Source organism: Peribacillus sp. FSL K6-5616, from assembly GCF_038008245.1.
Lineage (GTDB): Bacteria > Bacillota > Bacilli > Bacillales > DSM-1321 > Peribacillus > Peribacillus frigoritolerans.
Genome location: NZ_JBBOYT010000001.1, coordinates 4,736,584 through 4,755,269, shown reverse-complemented (window position 1 = coordinate 4,755,269; position 18,686 = coordinate 4,736,584). Strand labels below are relative to the sequence as shown.

Genomic DNA, 18,686 nt, shown 5'->3' with positions numbered 1-18,686 from the left:
TCGAAACATGTTCTATTTATCTTCCGCTAATAAGTTTCGGCAGCCCACCTTATCATTCAAAACATGACGCCTGTAAGGTTGGATTACCTTGACATGCTATCTCTAGAGAGGACACAGCATCTAGTGATGGAAGGTTGTGGATAATTCACATTTGCATATGGAATAGTGGGGAGTTTGCAACATATTTTTTATACTTCCTTCTATTTTAACAGTTTTACTCCTCATTTATCCATTGTTTTTCGCAAGAATTGCATTCAGGTCTATACCAGGGAAGTGACATGAAGTTGTACCTCTATGACAGAAGTGGTAAAATTAAGCGTGCATTAGTAATAATAGAAGGTGTGTTTCTTCTTACTTATATGAATTTTGTCATTGAACGATCATTACCATAATAGAGGAGCGTTATTGAATGCTTAATATATTAAATAAAGTTTTTGATCCGAATAAGCGAGAAATCAAACGTTTAGAAAAAATCGCCGATCAGGTCGAAGCGCTGGCTGATGAGACTGCTGCGCTATCGGATGAACAGTTGCGTTCCAAAACGGATGAGTTTAAAGAGCGTTATCAAAATGGGGAAACCGTTGATGATTTGCTTGTAGAGGCTTTTGCGGTTGCGCGTGAAGGGGCAAAGCGTGCTCTGGGCTTATATCCTTACCGTGTTCAGATCATGGGTGGGGCATCCCTTCATGATGGAAATATCTCCGAGATGAAAACAGGGGAAGGTAAAACCTTAACATCCACGATGCCGGTTTATTTAAACGCGCTTACCGGTAAAGGTGTACATGTCGTTACTGTCAATGAATACTTGGCACACCGTGATGCCACCGAAATGGGTGTATTGTATGATTTCCTCGGTTTGACCGTCGGGTTGAATTTGAACAGTCATTCTAAAGAAGAAAAGCAGGCAGCGTATAATGCCGACATTACGTACAGTACGAATAATGAGTTAGGTTTTGATTATCTTCGTGACAATATGGTGTTATATAAAGAACAAATGGTACAGCGTCCGCTGCACTTCGCTGTCATCGATGAGGTCGATTCGATTTTGATTGATGAGGCGAGAACGCCATTGATCATTTCCGGTTCGGCACAGAAATCGGCTCAGCTTTATATCCAGGCCAATGCGTTTGTTAGAACCTTAAAGAAAGATACGGACTACACATATGATGAGAAGACAAAAGGTGTTCAGCTGACGGAAGATGGGATGAATCGAGCTGAAAAAGCGTTTAATATCGATAATTTATTCGATATTAGTCACGTTACTTTGAATCATCATATCAATCAGGCTTTAAAGGCTCATGTTTCCATGCATTTGGATGTGGATTATGTCGTCCAGGAAGGCGAGATAGTCATCGTTGACCAATTCACTGGCCGTTTAATGAAAGGCCGCCGTTACAGTGAAGGTCTCCACCAGGCGATCGAAGCGAAAGAAGGACTTGAAATCCAAAATGAAAGCATGACTCTTGCGACGATTACATTCCAGAACTATTTCAGGATGTATGAAAAGCTTTCAGGTATGACCGGTACAGCCAAAACGGAAGAAGAGGAATTCCGCAATATTTATAATATGAATGTCATAGCGATCCCGACAAACAGGAATATCATCAGGGATGACAGGGCAGATCTCATATATGCGACAACTGATGGGAAATTCAAGGCTGTTGTGGAAGACATCGCCGAACGTTATACAAAGGGTCAGCCTGTGCTTGTCGGTACGGTTGCCATCGAAACATCTGAGGTCATTTCTGCCTATTTATCCAAAAAAGGAATCCCTCACGATGTTTTGAATGCCAAGAACCATGAGCGTGAAGCGGAAATCATTGCGAATGCAGGTAATCAAGGCTCAGTAACGATCGCTACGAACATGGCAGGGCGCGGTACGGATATCAAGCTTGGTGAAGGTGTCAAGGAGCTTGGGGGCCTTGCTGTCATCGGCACGGAACGTCATGAAAGCAGGCGTATAGATAACCAGCTGCGTGGCCGGTCCGGCCGTCAGGGAGATCCAGGGGTCACTCAATTCTATTTATCAATGGAAGATGAATTGATGCGCCGCTTCGGTTCGGATAACATGAAAAACATGATGGCACGCCTAGGTATGGATGATTCCCAGCCAATTCAAAGTAAAATGGTGACAAGGGCCGTTGAATCCGCACAGAAACGGGTCGAAGGCAATAACTTCGATTCACGTAAGCAATTACTGCAGTATGATGATGTTCTCCGTCAACAACGGGAAATTATCTATAAACAGCGTTTCGATGTCATGGAAAGTGAAAACTTACGTGAAATCGTCGAAACGATGATCACGGCATCCATCCAGCGAAATGTTGTCGCGTTTGCACCAATGGGCGATGAGGAAGGCTGGAATTTACAAGGCCTTGTCGATTACCTGAATGGTAACCTATTCAATGAAGGTTCAATCACTGTGGCTGATTTGGAAGGGAAAAACGAATCGGAATTGGTTGAGTTCATTTTAGCCAAAGTGAAAGAAGGCTATGACCAAAAAGAAGAAGAGCTATCTGAAGAACAAATGCGTGAATTCGAAAAAGTAATCGTTCTTCGTGCAGTCGATAGTAAGTGGATGGACCATATTGATGCAATGGAGCAACTGCGCCAAGGGATCCACCTTCGTGCTTATGGCCAGATCGATCCTTTACGTGAATATCAATCTGAAGGTTTTGCGATGTTTGAAGCCATGATTGCTTCAATGGAAGATGAAGTCGCGAAATACATCATGAAGGCTGAAATTCGCAACAATTTGGAACGCACGGAAGTCATAAAAGGACAAGCGGTCAATCCGAAGGAAGAAGACGGGGGAAAAGTTAAAAAAGCCCCTGCCCGTAAAAAGGAAGACGTTGGCAGAAACGCGTTATGCCCATGCGGCAGCGGTAAAAAATATAAGAATTGCCATGGCAATTTAGGCTAAAGTTAGGTGTATAATGAAGATGAGACGGTTAAGTCCAAGGCTAGCCGCCTCTTTTCATGTTTAGTTTGCATATAGTTTGAAGAGGTTTATTTGTAATGAAGGGAATCCCTCTTCAGGGATTTTTTTTAACATACTTAATGAGGTGAAGAGAAATGGAATTAGCAGAAATAAGAAATGAACTTGAACGGACAGCGCAACGATTAACGGACTTTAGGGGGTCTCTTTGACTTAGATGAAAAAGAGGCACGAATCGCACAGCTGGAAAATGAGATGACACATCCCGATTTTTGGAATGATCAGCAAAAAGCACAAACTGTCATCAATGAAACGAATGCTTTGAAAGAACAAGTCAATCAATTGTCCGACCTGAATGAATCATATGAAAATCTGGATTTGACATATGAATTAGTGAAAGAGGAGAATGATCAAGAACTTTTAGCGGAGCTGGAAGAAGAAATCACGGTTCTTGCACAAAAGATGAATGACTTTGAACTTCAACTTTTATTAAGTGAAGAATATGACTCGAAAAATGCCATTCTTGAACTGCATCCCGGTGCAGGCGGTACGGAGTCCCAGGATTGGGGTTCCATGCTGTTGCGCATGTATACAAGATGGGGTGAAAAAAGAGGCTTTAAAGTGGAAACCCTTGATTACCTTCCAGGTGATGAAGCTGGGATCAAGAGTGTCACTTTAATTTTCAAAGGCCATAACGCCTATGGTTATTTGAAAGCGGAAAAAGGGGTACACCGTCTTGTCCGTATTTCTCCTTTCGATTCCTCAGGACGACGCCACACTTCATTCGTTTCATGTGAAGTCATGCCGGAATTCGATGAGACGATCAATATAGAAGTACGTACGGAAGATTTGAAAATTGATACGTACCGGGCAAGTGGTGCAGGTGGTCAGCATATCAATACAACGGACTCAGCGGTCCGGATCACCCATTTACCTACGAACACCGTGGTAACGTGCCAAAACGAGAGATCTCAAATCAAAAACAAGGCCCAGGCCATGAATATGCTGAAAGCCAAATTGTATCAACGTGAAATTGAACAGCAACAAGCGGAATTGGATGAAATCCGCGGGGAGCAAAAGGAAATTGGCTGGGGAAGCCAAATTCGTTCTTATGTTTTCCATCCGTATTCCATGGTTAAAGATCACCGTACCAGTGCAGAGACCGGAAACTTGGGAGCTGTCATGGATGGGGATATCGATATGTTCATTGATGCGTACTTGCGCTCAAAATTATAAGATCAGCCAGTCGGACCGGTCTCTCCGGTCCGGCTTTTTTTATGATTTCCTATTTAACGAATCTTCTGGCTGACATTTACAGGATTATAAAGGGATGCTCTACCTCGTTCGGCCAATACTAGATATAATGATGGTTCGAGGAGACTTATGCAAAATGAAGAGAAGATACCGGGAGCAGAGGCACCCTTTCATTCAAAAGTTAACGGAGTATGGATTGGTGATTGTCGGTTCGTCCATAATTGCCATTGGTTTTAATGTGTTTTTACTGCCTAACCAGGTCGCATCCGGAGGGGTCAGCGGGATTAGCACGATTCTCGATTCAACTCTCGGTTGGGAGCCGGCTTATGTTCTTTGGGGTTTAATATCCCTTTGTTCATCGCGGGGCTTATTGTCCTCGGAAGGCATTTCGGAGCCAAAAGCCTGATTGGAACCTTGTTTCTGCCTTTAGTGGTATTTCTGACAAAGGATTGGGAGGCATGGACGAATGATGCATTGCTTGGTTCTATTTGCGGGGGGATGATGGTCGGGCTTGGGCTGGGGATCGTCTTTCGCGGCAAGGGTTCCACAGGGGGGACCGATTTGGCGGCACAGATTTTCCATAAGTATACCCATCTGTCATTGGGGACCTGTGTGGCTGTCATTGATGGAATCATCGTTTTAAGTGCTGCCATCGTTTTTGATATTGAAAAAGGCCTTTATGCATTGATTGGACTATATGTGACAAGCAAGACGATCGACCTCGTCCAGATTGGATTGAACCGTTCGAAGATGTCACTGATCATCACGAATAAAGAAATGGAAGTAAGGGATGCTATCATACATGAGCTGGACCGGGGTGTAACAGGCATCTCCGGGTATGGCGGCTATACGGATGATACTCGACCAATTTTGATGTGCGTAATAGACAAGTCGGAATTCACCAAATTGAAACAATTGGTGAAACTCGTTGACCCTAAAGCGTTTGTAATTGTAATGGACGCATCGGAGGTACTTGGGGAGGGTTTTAAACTGGATTGAAATTGGTATAATGTTCTTGTGCTGGTATAAATCAGAGGGGGTAAGTTCAATGAAAATGAAGTGGTTAGCTTTAGTTCTGGGTACTTCTTTGGCCTTGGCTGCATGCGGTGGGAACGATGATGCTGCAGATAAAGAGCCTGCAAGTGAAAATAACGAAACGACTACGGCAGGTGCCGGTGATGCCGCAAAAATTTATGAAAACAAATGTTCAAGCTGCCATGCAGTGAATCTTGAAGGCGGCGTGGGACCGAACTTGACGAAGGTAGGCTCCAAGCTATCAAAAGAAGACATTGAAAAAGTCATTGCCAATGGTCAAGGCGGAATGCCAAAAGGTATAATCAAGGGCAAGGAAGCGAGCATGGTCGCTGAATGGCTTGCTGAACATAAATAATGATTAATGAACGTTCTGCTTAGCGGGACGTTTCATTTAGCCTCCATTAAACCCTCGAAACAACTCACGATCAACCCCTTATCAAGCAATCAAAATCCTGGAATTATTACATAGATGTTGATATATGTCTAACTGAAATGAAACTGTAATATTTTTTATGCTTAATTTGACAAAATATGATGTTATAATGTTTCTGTGCTCAAGTAAGAGAGATTCCTGTCAGATTTCAGTGAAAATTGTCGAAAAGCTGTAGATACATAGTGATAATCCAAGCAAATTAGGTGGTTTTAGAATGATAGAAATGATAGATGTGAAAAAGACATATCCAAATGGCGTAATTGCCATTAATGGTATCAATGTGAAAATAAAGCCAGGCGAATTCGTTTATGTAGTGGGTCCGAGCGGTGCCGGAAAATCGACCTTCATCAAAATGATGTATAGGGAAGAAAAGCCTACAAGCGGTAATATCTTGGTCAATGGAGTAAGCCTGCCAAGTATCCGCAATTCGAAAGTTCCTCTATTCCGCCGTAATATCGGTATGGTATTCCAAGATTTTAAACTCCTTCAAACATTCACTGCATATGAAAATGTTGCTTTTGCCATGGAAGTTATTGAAAAGGAACCAGAAGAAATCAAAAAGAGAGTCATGGAAGTTCTTGATCTGGTTGGCATTAAACATAAAGCGAGAATGCTTCCTTCCGAGTTATCTGGTGGGGAACAGCAAAGGGTTGCAATAGCCCGTTCGATCGTCAATGATCCCAAGGTAGTCATAGCCGACGAGCCTACAGGTAATCTTGATCCCGAAACATCATGGGAAATCATGAACATATTCGAAGAAATTAATAAACGCGGAACTACACTGGTCATGGCCACACATAATAGGGACATCGTCAACAATATTAAACGACGTGTCATTGCCATTGAAAGTGGAAAAATAGTTCGCGATGAACATCGAGGTGATTACGGATATGAAATTTAGAACATTGCTCCGTCACTTCCGTGAAAGTTTTAAAAATATTGGCCGTAATGGATGGATGACGTTTGCTTCAGTCAGTGCAGTAACGGTCACTCTAACTTTGGTTGGCGTCTTTTTAGTGCTCATGATGAATTTAAATCATATCGCGGGAAATGTGGAGAAAGATGTCGAAGTTCGTGCACATATTGATAATGCGGCGAATGATGACGATATAAAAGCTATAGGTAAGCAAATTACGGAGATAAACGGCATCGAATCAGTGATTTTCTCTCCAAAGGATGAAGAGCTTACTAATTTAATAGATGATTTAGGAGATAATGGTGAGGCTTTTAAACCATTTGAACAGGATAACCCATTAAGGGACGTTTATGTTATCAAAACGAAATCTCCGCAAGATGTCATCAAGGTGGCAAAAAAGATCGAAGGTATGGAATATATCCAAAGTGTTAAATATGGACAAGGCTACGTCGAGAAACTATTCAGCTTTGTTAATATTGCTAGAAACATAGGGATCGTTCTTATTGTAGGATTACTATTTACTGCAATGTTCCTGATTTCGAATACGATTAAAATTACCATTGTAGCCAGAAGAAAAGAAATTGAGATCATGAGATTGGTAGGAGCGACGAATACATTCATCCGTTGGCCATTCTTCTTGGAAGGACTTTGGCTGGGAGTCCTCGGTTCCATCATTCCGATAGGACTGATTGCAGTACTCTACTATAATCTTTATAAATATGCAGCACCGCAGATTACGTTCAAATTCATAGATTTCTTGCCTGCAAATCCGTTTATTTATCAAGTATCGGCCATCCTCATCGTAATTGGTGCGGTTATCGGAATATGGGGCAGCTTGATGTCCGTCAGGAAGTTCTTGAAAGTATAAAAGTGTATCTTTACTCGAAAGCCAAAAGTAGCCAGACATAAATAGAGAGACGTTACAAGGCTAGGATGTAACGGGTTGAAAGGGGAAATGAAACGTGAAAAAAAATATCATTGCCATGAATGCCTCCATCATGATCGGGTTGGGAAGCATTCTAGCGGCACCTTCGGTTTATGCTGAGTCTATTTCGGATTTAGAAAAACAGAAAGAATCCATCCAGGAAAAACGTTCAGGTGTTGAATCGAATATTTCCGACACGGAAAAGAAAATCGATAGCCTGCAGGATAAGCAAATGACAGCAGAAGACCAAATCGCTGCCATTGAAGCGAAAATCGCAGAGTCCGCAAAAAAAATCGATGCTAAAAATGCTGAAATTACACAAACGAAAAAAGAAATCGAGGCATTGAAAGAAGAGATTAAAATATTAAAAGAGCGAATCGCCAAACGTAATGAAGTATTGAAGGAAAGGGCACTTTCTTTCCAGGAGACTGGCGGGGACGTGAACTACCTTGAAGTATTATTCGGATCATCCAGTTTTGGGGATTTAGTTGACCGTGTCGGAGCTGTAGCGACAATCGCTGAAGCCGACCGCGATATTTTAAAGCAGCATGAGCTGGATAAAAAGGATCTGGAAGAAAAGCAAAAAGCTGTTGAAACGAAGCTTGCCAGTTTAGAAGTGGCAAAAGCTGAACTATTGGAAATTCAAAAGCAACAAAAACAGCAGAAGCAAGAAAAGGATGCATTGGTTAAAAAATTAAAGCAACAAACCGAAAAGCATGAACATGAGAAGATGGGTCTAGAGGAAGAAAAAGCGAATCTTGCCGCTCAAGAAAAAGCCATCAAATCAGCCATCAGCTTGGAACATCAACGTCTTGCCGAATTGGAAGCAGCTCGTAAAAAAGCGGCAGCCGAAGCGAAAAAACGTGCAGAGCAAGAAGCGGCACAAGCGGCTGCACAAGCAGCATCACAAGCAGCATCACAAGCATCTGAATCAAAAAAACAATCCACTTCTTCAGGATATAGTGCAAAAAGCAACAGTTCATCATCATCTTCACCGGCTTCGTCTAATGTAAGTCAAGCGCCAGCCGTATCATCGGGTACTTTCACTAGACCTAGTGCAGGATATGTATCTTCAACAATGGGTGAACGTTGGAATAAACAGCATGCCGGCATCGATATCGCTGCTAGCGGAACGGTTCCAATTGTAGCTGCAGCCGACGGAGTCGTAAGCCGTTCTTACTTCTCAAGTTCATACGGTAACGTCATCTTCGTTACCCATTCGATCGGCGGTCAGCAATGGACTACTGTGTATGCACACTTAAGTTCTAGACAAGCAAGCGAAGGTGCTGTAGTTGCCAAAGGTCAACAAATTGGCATCATGGGTAACACAGGACATTCATATGGTCAGCATTTACACTTTGAACTACATAAAGGACCATGGAATTATAGCAAGTCAAATGCTGTTAATCCATTAAACTATATACCTAATTAATACCCAATATATCAAATGAAAAACAGACCAGGATAAATTCCTGGTCTGTTTTTTTATGTGGTTTTCTATAAGCATATTCTTTCCATTACGCTCATATAGTGAAATACATATCAGGTCAGAAATGGGGATAAATATGGTCAAAAAATGGGTGCTTCCTCTAGTAATCATCATGTCACTTGCCATTGGAGCAGTCGGGGGCATATATTGGACAAGCCTTCCGGCCAAGAATGAAGCAAAGGATGAAAGCCAAGAAATACCGAAGGATAAGGAATGGGCAAAAGTGGAACAAGCTTACGGCTTGATCGTAAGTCAGTATGTAGAACAGGTGGACGGCTCCAACCTGGTGGAGGGTGCCATCCAAGGCATGCTGTCAGCGCTGAAAGATCCTTATTCCGTATATATGGACAAGGAGACCGCTAAGCAATTCAATGAAACCCTGGACTCCTCTTTTGAAGGGATCGGGACTGAAATCGGAATGGAAGATGGTAAGGTCATAATTGTTTCTCCTTACAAAGACTCGCCTGCTGAAAAAGCTGGATTAAAGCCGAAAGATCAAATCCTCAAGGTGAATGGTGAAAGTGTAGAAGGGTTGGATCTGTATGAAACACGCCTGAAAATCCGCGGCGAAAAAGGGTCACCCGTCAAAATGGAAATAAAGCGGGCAGGGATTGATAATCCACTTGAATTCAATATGGTGCGTGCCGAAATTCCATTGGATACCGTATTTTCATCAATTAAGGAAGTCGGCGGAGAACAAATCGGTTATATCGAGTTGACCACATTCTCGGAAAATACTGCAAGTGATTTCAAAAAGCAGATGAAGAAGCTGGAAAAGACGGGAATCAAGGGCTTGGTCATAGATGTACGCGGCAATCCAGGCGGCCTTCTTTCCAGTGTGGAAACGATTCTTGGCGAGTTCATCACAAAAGACAAGCCCTATTTGCAAATTGCAGAAAGAACGGGGGAAACACAATCGTTTTTCACAAGTCTAAAGAAAGCAAAAAGTTATCCCATTGCCGTCTTGACGGATAAAGGCAGCGCCTCAGCCTCGGAAATCCTGGCTGGCGCCATGCAAGAGGCGGGAGGCTATCCATTGGTTGGCGAGAAGACCTTCGGGAAAGGCACAGTACAGCAAGCTGTACCAATGGGTGATGGCAGTAAGATTAAACTTACGTTATATAAGTGGCTGACTCCATCAGGGAACTGGATCCACAAAAAAGGGATCGAACCGACGATCAAAGTCAAACAACCGGAGTATTTTGATGCCCATCAGCTGGCCATTGAGAAGGTGTTGGAGCGGGATATGAATGATGAACAAATCCAGTATGCCCAAAGCATTCTGAAAGGACTCGGATTTGAACCGGGGCGTGAGGATGGATATTTTGATTGGAGTACAGAAATCGCAGTAAAGGCATTCCAGAAACAATTCGGCCTGGATGTGACCGGTAAGCTGGATGCTAAAACCGCAGCGCAACTGGAATCCGCCATTCTGGAAAAGATCCAGGATGAAGATAATGATATTCAGTTACGCACGGCTTTGAATTATTTAGTGAAGTAAACTTGTTGGCATCGTTCCCCTTGGAGCGGTGCCTCTTTTGCATTTAATCGTTCCTTGCCTGCTAACTTGAGATAAACCTAATTTTTCTGCAATTAATAGGCATGGAGGCTACATTTTTGATAGAATAGGAGGTAACTGACCAGAACGAAATATGACAAAATTTTGATTACTTTTGAGGATGGTGGAAAGAAATTGACAACGGATTGGCTGATTGCATGCTTAATGGGATTAGGGAAACTTTTCCTTCACCCCTTGCTTTATGTTTCGATTGCCTATTGCTTATTCATCGGCTATCTTCGCGTTAAACGGGAACGACATGATTTTACTACGAAGATCTACAGTTTTTCCATGGAGCTGCGTTCCATGCTGCCTCAAGGATTGATAGGGGGATTGATCCTTTCCTTCCTCACGCTGGCAACCGGACTCGCCATTCCTTTGGCGGCAATGCCCATCATGGCAGTGGTTACGGTATTGGCCATGCTATCCATGAAAAAGAGGTTTGTTTCCCCTGTTTATACAATGGGGCTCACATTCTTTATCCTGTTCTTTTTATATGATAGAGATATCGAGCTGACGTTATTTCAGGATGCCCTTAATCAACTGGATCGGTCCGTTTATCCGACACTTGTTATTTTAATGGGGTTATTACTGATTGCTGAAGGGTTTTTGATTGTTGCTAATGGAAGTAAAAAGGTCTCTCCTCACTTGGAGGTATCCAAGAGGGGGCAGCCGATAGGTGTGTATGTTTCACAGAGAGTCTGGCTAATTCCCATGTTCGTTATGATTCCTGGAGGACAACTTCCAGCGCCTTTCGAATGGTATCCGGTTTTTACAATAGGGGACATGTCCCTGTCGCCGATCGTACTGCCCATTTTAATCGGCTTTAAGCAAAAAGTTCATGGGACGCTCCCTGAACTGGCCATTAAGGCGCAAGGCAAAAAGGTAGGGGCATTGGGAATTGTGATTACGGTATTGGCGACAGTTGGTTACTGGTACCCTCCATTGGCAATCATAACGGTTGTCTTGGCAATCCTTGGCCGTGAATTCCTGCATCATTCCCAAAAGGCAATGGATCGAAAGCTTCCTTTTTATTTTTCGAAAAGTAAGCTGGGTGTCCAGATCTTAGGCGTTATCCCTCAATCTCCGGCAGATAAAATGGGGTTGCAAAAAGGCGAGGTCATTTCGAAAATAAATGGGGTCGTCGTCAGGGAAGAAGAAGAGTTATACAGGGCGCTACAAATAAACCGGGCACATTGCAAGCTCGAGGTCATCGATAATAATGAACAGATTCGTTTTGTGCAAAGAGCTCTATTTGACGGGGAGCATTACGAACTGGGCCTCTTGTTCGTTGACGATCAATTGAAGGAAAGCGGACAAGTGGGTTAATGACATAAAATAAAAAGGCCTTTCTCGAATTATATCGGGAAAGGCCTTTTTCAATGGAAACGTGTTATTACTTTTCAAGCATGATTTTTTCTATATCTTCCAGCATTTTATTGGCTGCAATTACTCCGCCAGCTGTATTCCATGTTGCGTCGCTAACCTCATGGGCATTTCCGTTTTTGACTGCATCAAGGTTTTTCCAAAGTGGATCATTCGTCCATTCTTTTGCTGTGCTTAGGGCTTGTTTGTCGCCTTCAGGAGCGTAAGTGAAGTAGAAGAGAATATCTCCATCCATTTTAGGGATGACTTCTTTTCCAACCTCAATGGCAAGGTTGCCTAATTTATTATCTGCAGTGAAAAGTTCCTTCTGTTGTTCTGCACGTTTAAATCCTAATTGATCGAAAATCACTCCAGAGAATGAATCTGTGTAATAAATACGAGTAGTTCCAGCCATGAAACGAACAATGGAAACTTCTTGATTTACTTTATCACCCAATTTAGCTTTAAGATCTTCAGTGTTTTTATCGAATTCCGCAATTACATCGTTACCTTTTTCTTCAAGGTTCAAGGCTTTTGCATATAGTTTAAAGTTTTCTTTCCAATCTCCTCTTAGCGTTTCCGAGAAAACGGTAGGGGCGATTGCATTTAATTTATCATAAACAGCTTCTTGGCGTATCTTGCTTCCGATAATCAAGTCAGGCTTCAGTGATGCGATTTTCTCTAAGTTAACTTCATGTTCAACACCAACAACTTCGACCCCATCCATATCATCTTTAATATGGTCGTACCAAGGGTCACCAAGCCATGATTGAACGGCACCAACAGGTTTAATTCCTAAAGCGATCAATGCTTCAGTACCTTCATTTGTTAAAACGACGACTCTTTTAGGCGTTTCTTTCAACTCGGCAGTGCCCATGGCATGCTCAACTTTGTAGCTTTTCTCATCTTTCTTGTCTTCAGCTTTATTTCCATCGGCCTTTTCATCCGAATTCCCGCAAGCTGCTAGAAGGAAGACTGCAAATATTGTAAAAATGGTTAATAAAGACTTAAATCTAAACATCTATGTATCCCTCCCAATTTGTCAGCAAATGATAATCATTCGCACTTAACAGCATCATCATAAAATGAATATACTTTTCTGTCAATATATAATTGAAAATGATTCTCAAATTCGTTGACATAATCCTGTTAACGCCAGTACAATTGAATTAAATACTGATATATAAACGTGATTGGAAAGGTAACTGGATATGTTATTAAAAAATTCATGGCAGAAATGGATGGGGCTGTTTATTACCATTCTTTTGCTGCTATTTTTACTGTGCTCAAGCATTGTATACGGTTATACGGATACAACATGGAAAATGGCCATCGATGCTTTTACCGATTTCAATGGGACGAATGAACACATTGTCATTCAATCAGTCAGACTTCCGCGTGCCCTGATCGCTTCGGCCATCGGTGCAAGTTTAGCCATCTCCGGGGTTTTGATGCAAACGCTAACTAAAAACCCCCTCGCCTCTCCAGATATATTCGGGGTCAACGCCGGGGCGGGATTGGCGGTGGTCACTGGTGTCACCGTTTTTGGGGTAAGCAATCTTCAAGTATTCACATGGCTGTCATTCCTAGGGGCCGCCATCGCCGCGATAAGCATATTTATGATTGGAAGCATGGGACGCGGCGGCTTGACACCGATGAAGCTGACATTGGCAGGTGCAGCCATGACGGCGATGGTAGCCTCCCTTACACAAGGTCTTCTTGTTTCTAATGAGGCTCTTTTAGAGCAAGTCCTATTCTGGCTTGCCGGATCCGTTTCCGGTAGAAGTCTGGACAATTTAGTTGCCGTCCTGCCTTATCTTGTCGTAGGCTGGGCCCTTGCCTTGATCATGTCCGGTAAAATGAATGTGTTATCCATGGGTGAAGATGTTGCAAAAGGTCTTGGACTGAATATAGCATTCCTTAAACTGGTCCTGGGGCTGGCAATCATCCTGCTCTCTGGCGGATCAGTAGCGGTTGCGGGTCCGATTGGCTTTATAGGAATCGTCGTTCCGCATCTTACCCGTTCTATAGTTGGCATCGATCATCGCTGGTTGATTCCCTTCTCTGGACTTTTCGGGGCGGTGCTTTTGATTGCAGCCGATGTCATATCCAGGTATATCCTGATGCCTCGAGAAGTTCCGGTTGGAGTCATGACAGCCATTATCGGGACCCCATTCTTTATTTATATAGCTAGAAAGGGGTTCAGCGGTCGATGAAGTCATATAAGAGCTTTCGTTTGTTTAATGAAAAAATATCATTCTTGATGGATAAAAAAGCCATGATCGTGATTTTCATATTATTTTTAGTCACTTCACTAGTGTTTGTAGTCAGTACTGGAGTGGGTGAAATGAATATAAATCCGCTAAGTGTTCTCCAGGTCTTCATCGGAGGGGGGACGGAGAGTGACCGGCTTATTATCCAATCTTTCCGCCTGCCTAGAATAATTGTTGCCCTGTTGGTAGGGATGGGCCTTGCTGTAGCTGGGGGAATCCTTCAAGGGATGATTCGAAATCCACTTGCTTCGCCAGATATCTTGGGGATAACGGGAGGAGCGACTGTAGCGGTCGTTGGATTCTTGGCCATTTTTAGCGATAAGAACCATTCATTAACGGTGAGCATCAATTGGCTGCCGTTAGCTGCCTTCATTGGGGCGACAGTCGTGGCCTTACTCGTTTATTCATTAGCCTGGAAAAATGGGGTTCCCCCGATCAGGCTTGTGTTGATCGGGATTGGGGTGATGGCTTTAATGAAGGCGCTCACTACGATGATGATGATTCTTGGCCCCGTCTATCAAGCGAGCCAGGCAAACCTTTGGATCACCGGGTCAGTGTCCACCTCCACCTGGAATAATATCGCTGTACTGGCACCATGGACGATTCTATTCCTGTTAATCGCCTTCCTGTATGCCAGGAATATTAATTTACAGGAGCTGGGGGATGACCTGGCAACGGGACTTGGGGGACATGTCCAAAAACAGCGGTTTACATTATTGATGATCAGTACGGCCTTGATTGGCGGTTCCACAGCTTTTGCTGGGGGAATAGGATTTGTGGGATTAATGGCACCGCACATGGCCAGAAGGCTGGTTGGTTCTAGTTTTGGAGTGTTACTGCCCACCTCGGCCTTGCTTGGCGGCATCCTGGTTATGGTGGCGGATTTGATTGGACGGACCTTATTCTCACCTTTGGAAATACCGGCTGGTGTCTTCACAGCGAGCATCGGGGCACCTTACTTCATTTATTTACTATATAAAACGAGGAATTCGTAATTCCGGTACATGCAAAAAAAAAGCAGCCATCCTAGGGATGGCTGCTTCTTTATTTCTTTAAGCTTCTTTAGCTGCTTCGATTTCGATGGTAAGCGTGATTTGATCGCCGATCAGTACGCCGCCTGTTTCTAATGCCGCGTTATATGTTAGACCATAATCACTGCGTTTGACTTTCCCTTTTCCGCTGAAGCCTGCTTTTTCATTTCCCCATGGATCTTTCCCTTGGCCTTCAAAGGTGATGTTGAAAGTTTCTTCTTGTGTGACTCCGTTAAGAGTCACATTTCCAGTTACATCGTATTCATCTTCATCCGTTTTCACGATTTTTGTTGATTTGAATGTTAATGTAGGGTTTTTTTCTACATCAAAGAAGTCAGCGGAACGCAAGTGATTGTCCCTGTCTGCATTGCGTGTGTCGATACTCGCCACATCAACGGTAAAATCAATCTCTGCAGTCGTTAGATCCGATGGGTTTGCTAGAATGCTTGCCTCGAACTTATTAAAACTTCCTTTTACTTTAGCGATCATCATATGTTTTACGGAAAATTCAATAGCGCTGTGAGTCGGGTCGACTATCCATTTTGTATTTGTCATATTTATTCCTCCTGATTATTAATCTTGAATTTATATATCTTTAATTTGAGATATCTTAACTTAATGTAATTATAAGAGCTGAAAGCAATAGTGTCAACTGAAAGTTTTCCTAAATTTTGAAAAGATGAAAAACCCTGTGCATTTATGGGGCACAAGGTCTTCAGACTGTAGACAAACTTGATGAAAATCTAGTTTATCTCAGTTTTTATGAAGGTTTATAAAACTCGAAGAATGATGATTTCAACTCCAGGCACTCGCTTTCCGCGGGCGGTCCGGAAGCCTCCTCGCCGCGCTTTTCCCGCAGGAGTCTCGCACCTTCCGTTACAATCGGCTTTGTTTTGAAATTTTAGGTAAAAACCCTTTTGTCTACAAACTCAAACCCTATGCATTTATGGGGCACAGGGTTTTTAATGAAGAAGGGTAAAGCGGACAACTTTATTAATTGGCCTGTTCTTTCTCTTCTTGGTTGGTCACTTTCCCCGGCCAAAAGGCACGGCGGCCAAGGAGGGAGGTGATTGCAGGAACAAGGAACGGGCGCACAATGAATGTGTCCATTAACACACCAAGGGCGGTAATGAGCCCGAATTGGACCAATACTTGAATCGGAAGTGTGGCTAGAACGGAAAAAGTGGCTGCCAAGATTATTCCGGCGGAGGTTATGACACCGCTAGTTTCGGCAACGCCCTTTCTGATGGCCTGCTTGATTGGCATCGTTTCTTTCTTACGCCAAATGCTTGAAACCATGAAAATGTTATAATCTTCTCCAAGTGCGACAAGGAATACGAAAGAATAAAGTGGAATTGTCCCCTCTATCGCATCGACACCCATGAAATAGTGCAGGATTATCCAACCTAAGCCCATAGCTGCAAAGAATGAGAGAATGACTGTCCCCATTAAATACACCATGGCTGTCACAGATCGCAAGTAAGCTAAAAGGAGCAAGGAAATCAGGACGATGATGATCGGGATGATCATGAATTCATCGGATTTGACGGTATCCCTTTTATCGAATTGAGTCGCAGTCTGCCCGCCAACCCAAACCTTTTCATCAACGGAAGATATATTGGCGGCCTTCAATTCTTTCTCCGCCATTGTGCGGATTTCCGGAATGGAATCTATGGCCTCGATATCATATGGGTTGATGTTGAATGTGACCTCATAGGATTGCAGATCTTTATTCGATTTACTTGTGACTGGATCGGCAACAGTTTCAACAATATCCATCCCTTTTAATGCCGGTGCTAAATCAATTTCTTCACCATCCGTATCGACAACCACTGTCGCCGGTGCCAGTTCGCCCGGTGAGTACGAGTCGGAAATGACAGAATAGCCTTCACGGGAGTTCATATCTTCAGGGAAGGAAGAGAGAATATCATATGAATATTTTATTTGTGAAGAATATCCAGCTAAAACACTGAAGATGATCAGGCATGTAAGAATGACCGTCCATGGCTTGGTTGTGACGATATGGCCAATCCAGTTACCGATGTGGCCTTCTTTATGCTTTTTGACGGCTTTTCCCTTTTTCTTGGCCCATGCTTCTTCCATTTCAGGTGTACGCGGGACGATTGGGAAGAAGGAAGCCCTTCCGAATACAGAAAGCAATGCCGGTACAAGTGTTAAAGCTGCCACCATCATGATTAAAATCGACAAGCTGAATGGTACAGCGAAACGGTGGTAGGCTCCGTATTTGGCTACAAGCAAAGTTAGCAGGGAGATAACGATCGTTAGCCCGCTCATCGCAATGGCGCCTGATGAATCTTTAAATGCGGCGATCATGGCTTTCCGTTTGCTTTCATGATTCCTTAATTCACTTCTATAGTGAGAAATTAAAAATAGACAATAATCCGTCCCGGCACCGAATAATAATACGGTCATGATTGAAATGGCCTGTGAATCGACTGTAATCCAACCATGATCTGCCATGAAGCCAAGGATCGGGCTTGTGACAATATAGGAGAAGCCTACTCCGATTAAAGGAATTATGGCTAAAAGCGGAGAGCGGTAAATGAGTAATAATACGACAAGTACAAGTATTACTGTCGCTAAAAGCAATTTGAAATCAGCACCTGAAAATAAACCCGTTGCATCGACTGATATCCCTACAGGGCCTGTCACTCGAAGGGATAATTCATCTGAATCGGTCGGGACATTGAATGGGTCCGTTCCAATGCGCTCCGTTACTGCTTCATTAATGCTTTCAAGATTTTTTTCGAGAATTTCAGTCTCGGTATTTTCTTTAAAGAAAAGCGGCTGTACGAAAGTCGTTCCATCTTCTGAAACCGATCCTTTAAGAGCAGGCAACGGAATTTCATGAAGCGGCGGTAAGAAAGATTGCTGTGTCAATGGATTATCTGTCAGTTCCTTGGAAAGATACTGGATTTCAGCCAAGTCGGCCTCTGTCAGTCCACCTTCCCGATGCCATGTAAGCAGGGCAGGTATTCCAGAGGAATTTGGAAACTCTTCTTTAATAAGTTCATCAGCCACGACAGAAGGCGAGTCTTCAGGCAAGTCTGAGGCATTATTTGCTGTTCGATCATTAACGGCAGGCAATGTAAAGGTTAATGCGATTGCTGCAATTATCCATGCGGCAATGACAACCCAACGACTGGTTTTTCCGGTCATCATCCTGCCAAGTCTTCCTATTATTGATTCGTCCAATGAAGGCACCCCGCTTTTTAAATTTTTTATCCTCATTTCATTATAGTGGTGTGATGTTGACTTATACAAAAATGGGTATGCTCACTCCGACTACTAAATGCTTCAAGTCGTTAATGGCATGAAAATAGGCTCATCTATATATAGGGGAAAAGTACTTATTTACCTAATTTCAATTAAATTTTGAAGATTGAAGAGTTAAATATAGGGAATGGGGGAAAGTATAGTAGTATTGTGGCTTTTATTAACAAAGGAG

The 18,686-nt window shown here is 43.0% G+C and carries 13 protein-coding genes and 1 pseudogene; 11 read left to right on the top strand and 3 right to left on the bottom strand.

Features of this window, described 5'->3' with window-relative positions; all coding sequences use genetic code 11:
• Positions 1 to 409 precede the first annotated feature (409 nt).
• The 9 genes and pseudogenes from secA (at position 410) to MHB45_RS23075 (ending at position 11,877) form a co-directional block, all read left to right on the top strand.
• Entirely contained in the window at positions 410 to 2,923 is a 2,514-nt protein-coding gene (gene secA / locus MHB45_RS23115; protein WP_048684024.1) for a preprotein translocase subunit SecA, read from the top strand.
• 152 nt (positions 2,924 to 3,075) lie between these two features.
• Positions 3,076 to 4,174 (top strand): peptide chain release factor 2 gene (gene prfB / locus MHB45_RS23110; RefSeq protein WP_223255851.1). Its coding sequence is split into 2 segments (ribosomal slippage): positions 3,076 to 3,138 and positions 3,140 to 4,174, totalling 1,098 coding nucleotides; the frame shifts between segments, so codons are not numbered across the junction.
• A 154-nt stretch (positions 4,175 to 4,328) separates the two neighbouring features.
• Positions 4,329 to 5,191, top strand: a pseudogene (locus MHB45_RS23105) (YitT family protein).
• Between the two features lie 49 nt (positions 5,192 to 5,240).
• Positions 5,241 to 5,582, top strand: a complete 342-nt coding sequence (gene cccB / locus MHB45_RS23100) for a cytochrome c551 (protein WP_048684058.1) — start codon at positions 5,241 to 5,243, stop codon at positions 5,580 to 5,582.
• 292 nt (positions 5,583 to 5,874) lie between these two features.
• Entirely contained in the window at positions 5,875 to 6,561 is a 687-nt protein-coding gene (gene ftsE / locus MHB45_RS23095; RefSeq protein WP_034309898.1) for a cell division ATP-binding protein FtsE, read from the top strand.
• Positions 6,551 to 7,444, top strand: a complete 894-nt coding sequence (ftsX, locus tag MHB45_RS23090) for a permease-like cell division protein FtsX (protein ID WP_034309901.1) — start codon at positions 6,551 to 6,553, stop codon at positions 7,442 to 7,444. The genes ftsE and ftsX overlap by 11 nt, the downstream gene beginning before the upstream one ends.
• Before the next feature lie 94 nt (positions 7,445 to 7,538).
• Positions 7,539 to 8,933, top strand: coding sequence for a murein hydrolase activator EnvC family protein (locus tag MHB45_RS23085; RefSeq protein ID WP_053087396.1), 1,395 nt, complete (start codon positions 7,539 to 7,541; stop codon positions 8,931 to 8,933).
• A 133-nt stretch (positions 8,934 to 9,066) separates the two neighbouring features.
• Positions 9,067 to 10,491, top strand: a complete 1,425-nt coding sequence (locus MHB45_RS23080) for a S41 family peptidase (RefSeq protein WP_072272257.1) — start codon at positions 9,067 to 9,069, stop codon at positions 10,489 to 10,491.
• 192 nt (positions 10,492 to 10,683) lie between these two features.
• The gene (locus MHB45_RS23075) at positions 10,684 to 11,877 is read left to right on the top strand and encodes a PDZ domain-containing protein (RefSeq protein WP_338566763.1); all 1,194 of its coding nucleotides are present in this window, start codon (positions 10,684 to 10,686) and stop codon (positions 11,875 to 11,877) included.
• A gap of 67 nt (positions 11,878 to 11,944) precedes the next feature.
• On the opposite strand, the gene MHB45_RS23070 is transcribed toward MHB45_RS23075, so the two are convergent.
• A complete protein-coding gene (locus MHB45_RS23070; RefSeq protein WP_161922094.1) occupies positions 11,945 to 12,934 on the bottom strand; it encodes an ABC transporter substrate-binding protein in 990 nt (329 codons plus the stop codon).
• Between the two features lie 190 nt (positions 12,935 to 13,124).
• On the opposite strand from MHB45_RS23070, the gene MHB45_RS23065 reads away from it, so the two are divergent.
• The gene (locus MHB45_RS23065) at positions 13,125 to 14,129 is read left to right on the top strand and encodes a FecCD family ABC transporter permease (RefSeq protein ID WP_338566760.1); all 1,005 of its coding nucleotides are present in this window, start codon (positions 13,125 to 13,127) and stop codon (positions 14,127 to 14,129) included.
• The gene (locus tag MHB45_RS23060; RefSeq protein WP_048684072.1) at positions 14,126 to 15,181 is read left to right on the top strand and encodes a FecCD family ABC transporter permease; all 1,056 of its coding nucleotides are present in this window, start codon (positions 14,126 to 14,128) and stop codon (positions 15,179 to 15,181) included. The genes MHB45_RS23065 and MHB45_RS23060 overlap by 4 nt, the downstream gene beginning before the upstream one ends.
• Positions 15,182 to 15,238: 57 nt before the next feature.
• Here the strand turns inward: MHB45_RS23060 and MHB45_RS23055 are convergent, their stop codons facing one another.
• Both MHB45_RS23055 and MHB45_RS23050 read right to left on the bottom strand, forming a co-directional pair.
• On the bottom strand, positions 15,239 to 15,772 hold the full coding sequence (locus MHB45_RS23055; RefSeq protein ID WP_048684074.1) for a YceI family protein: 534 nt from the start codon (positions 15,770 to 15,772) through the stop codon (positions 15,239 to 15,241).
• Between the two features lie 438 nt (positions 15,773 to 16,210).
• Positions 16,211 to 18,469, bottom strand: coding sequence for an MMPL family transporter (locus MHB45_RS23050; protein WP_161922818.1), 2,259 nt, complete (start codon positions 18,467 to 18,469; stop codon positions 16,211 to 16,213).
• Between the last annotated feature and the right edge of the window lie 217 nt (positions 18,470 to 18,686).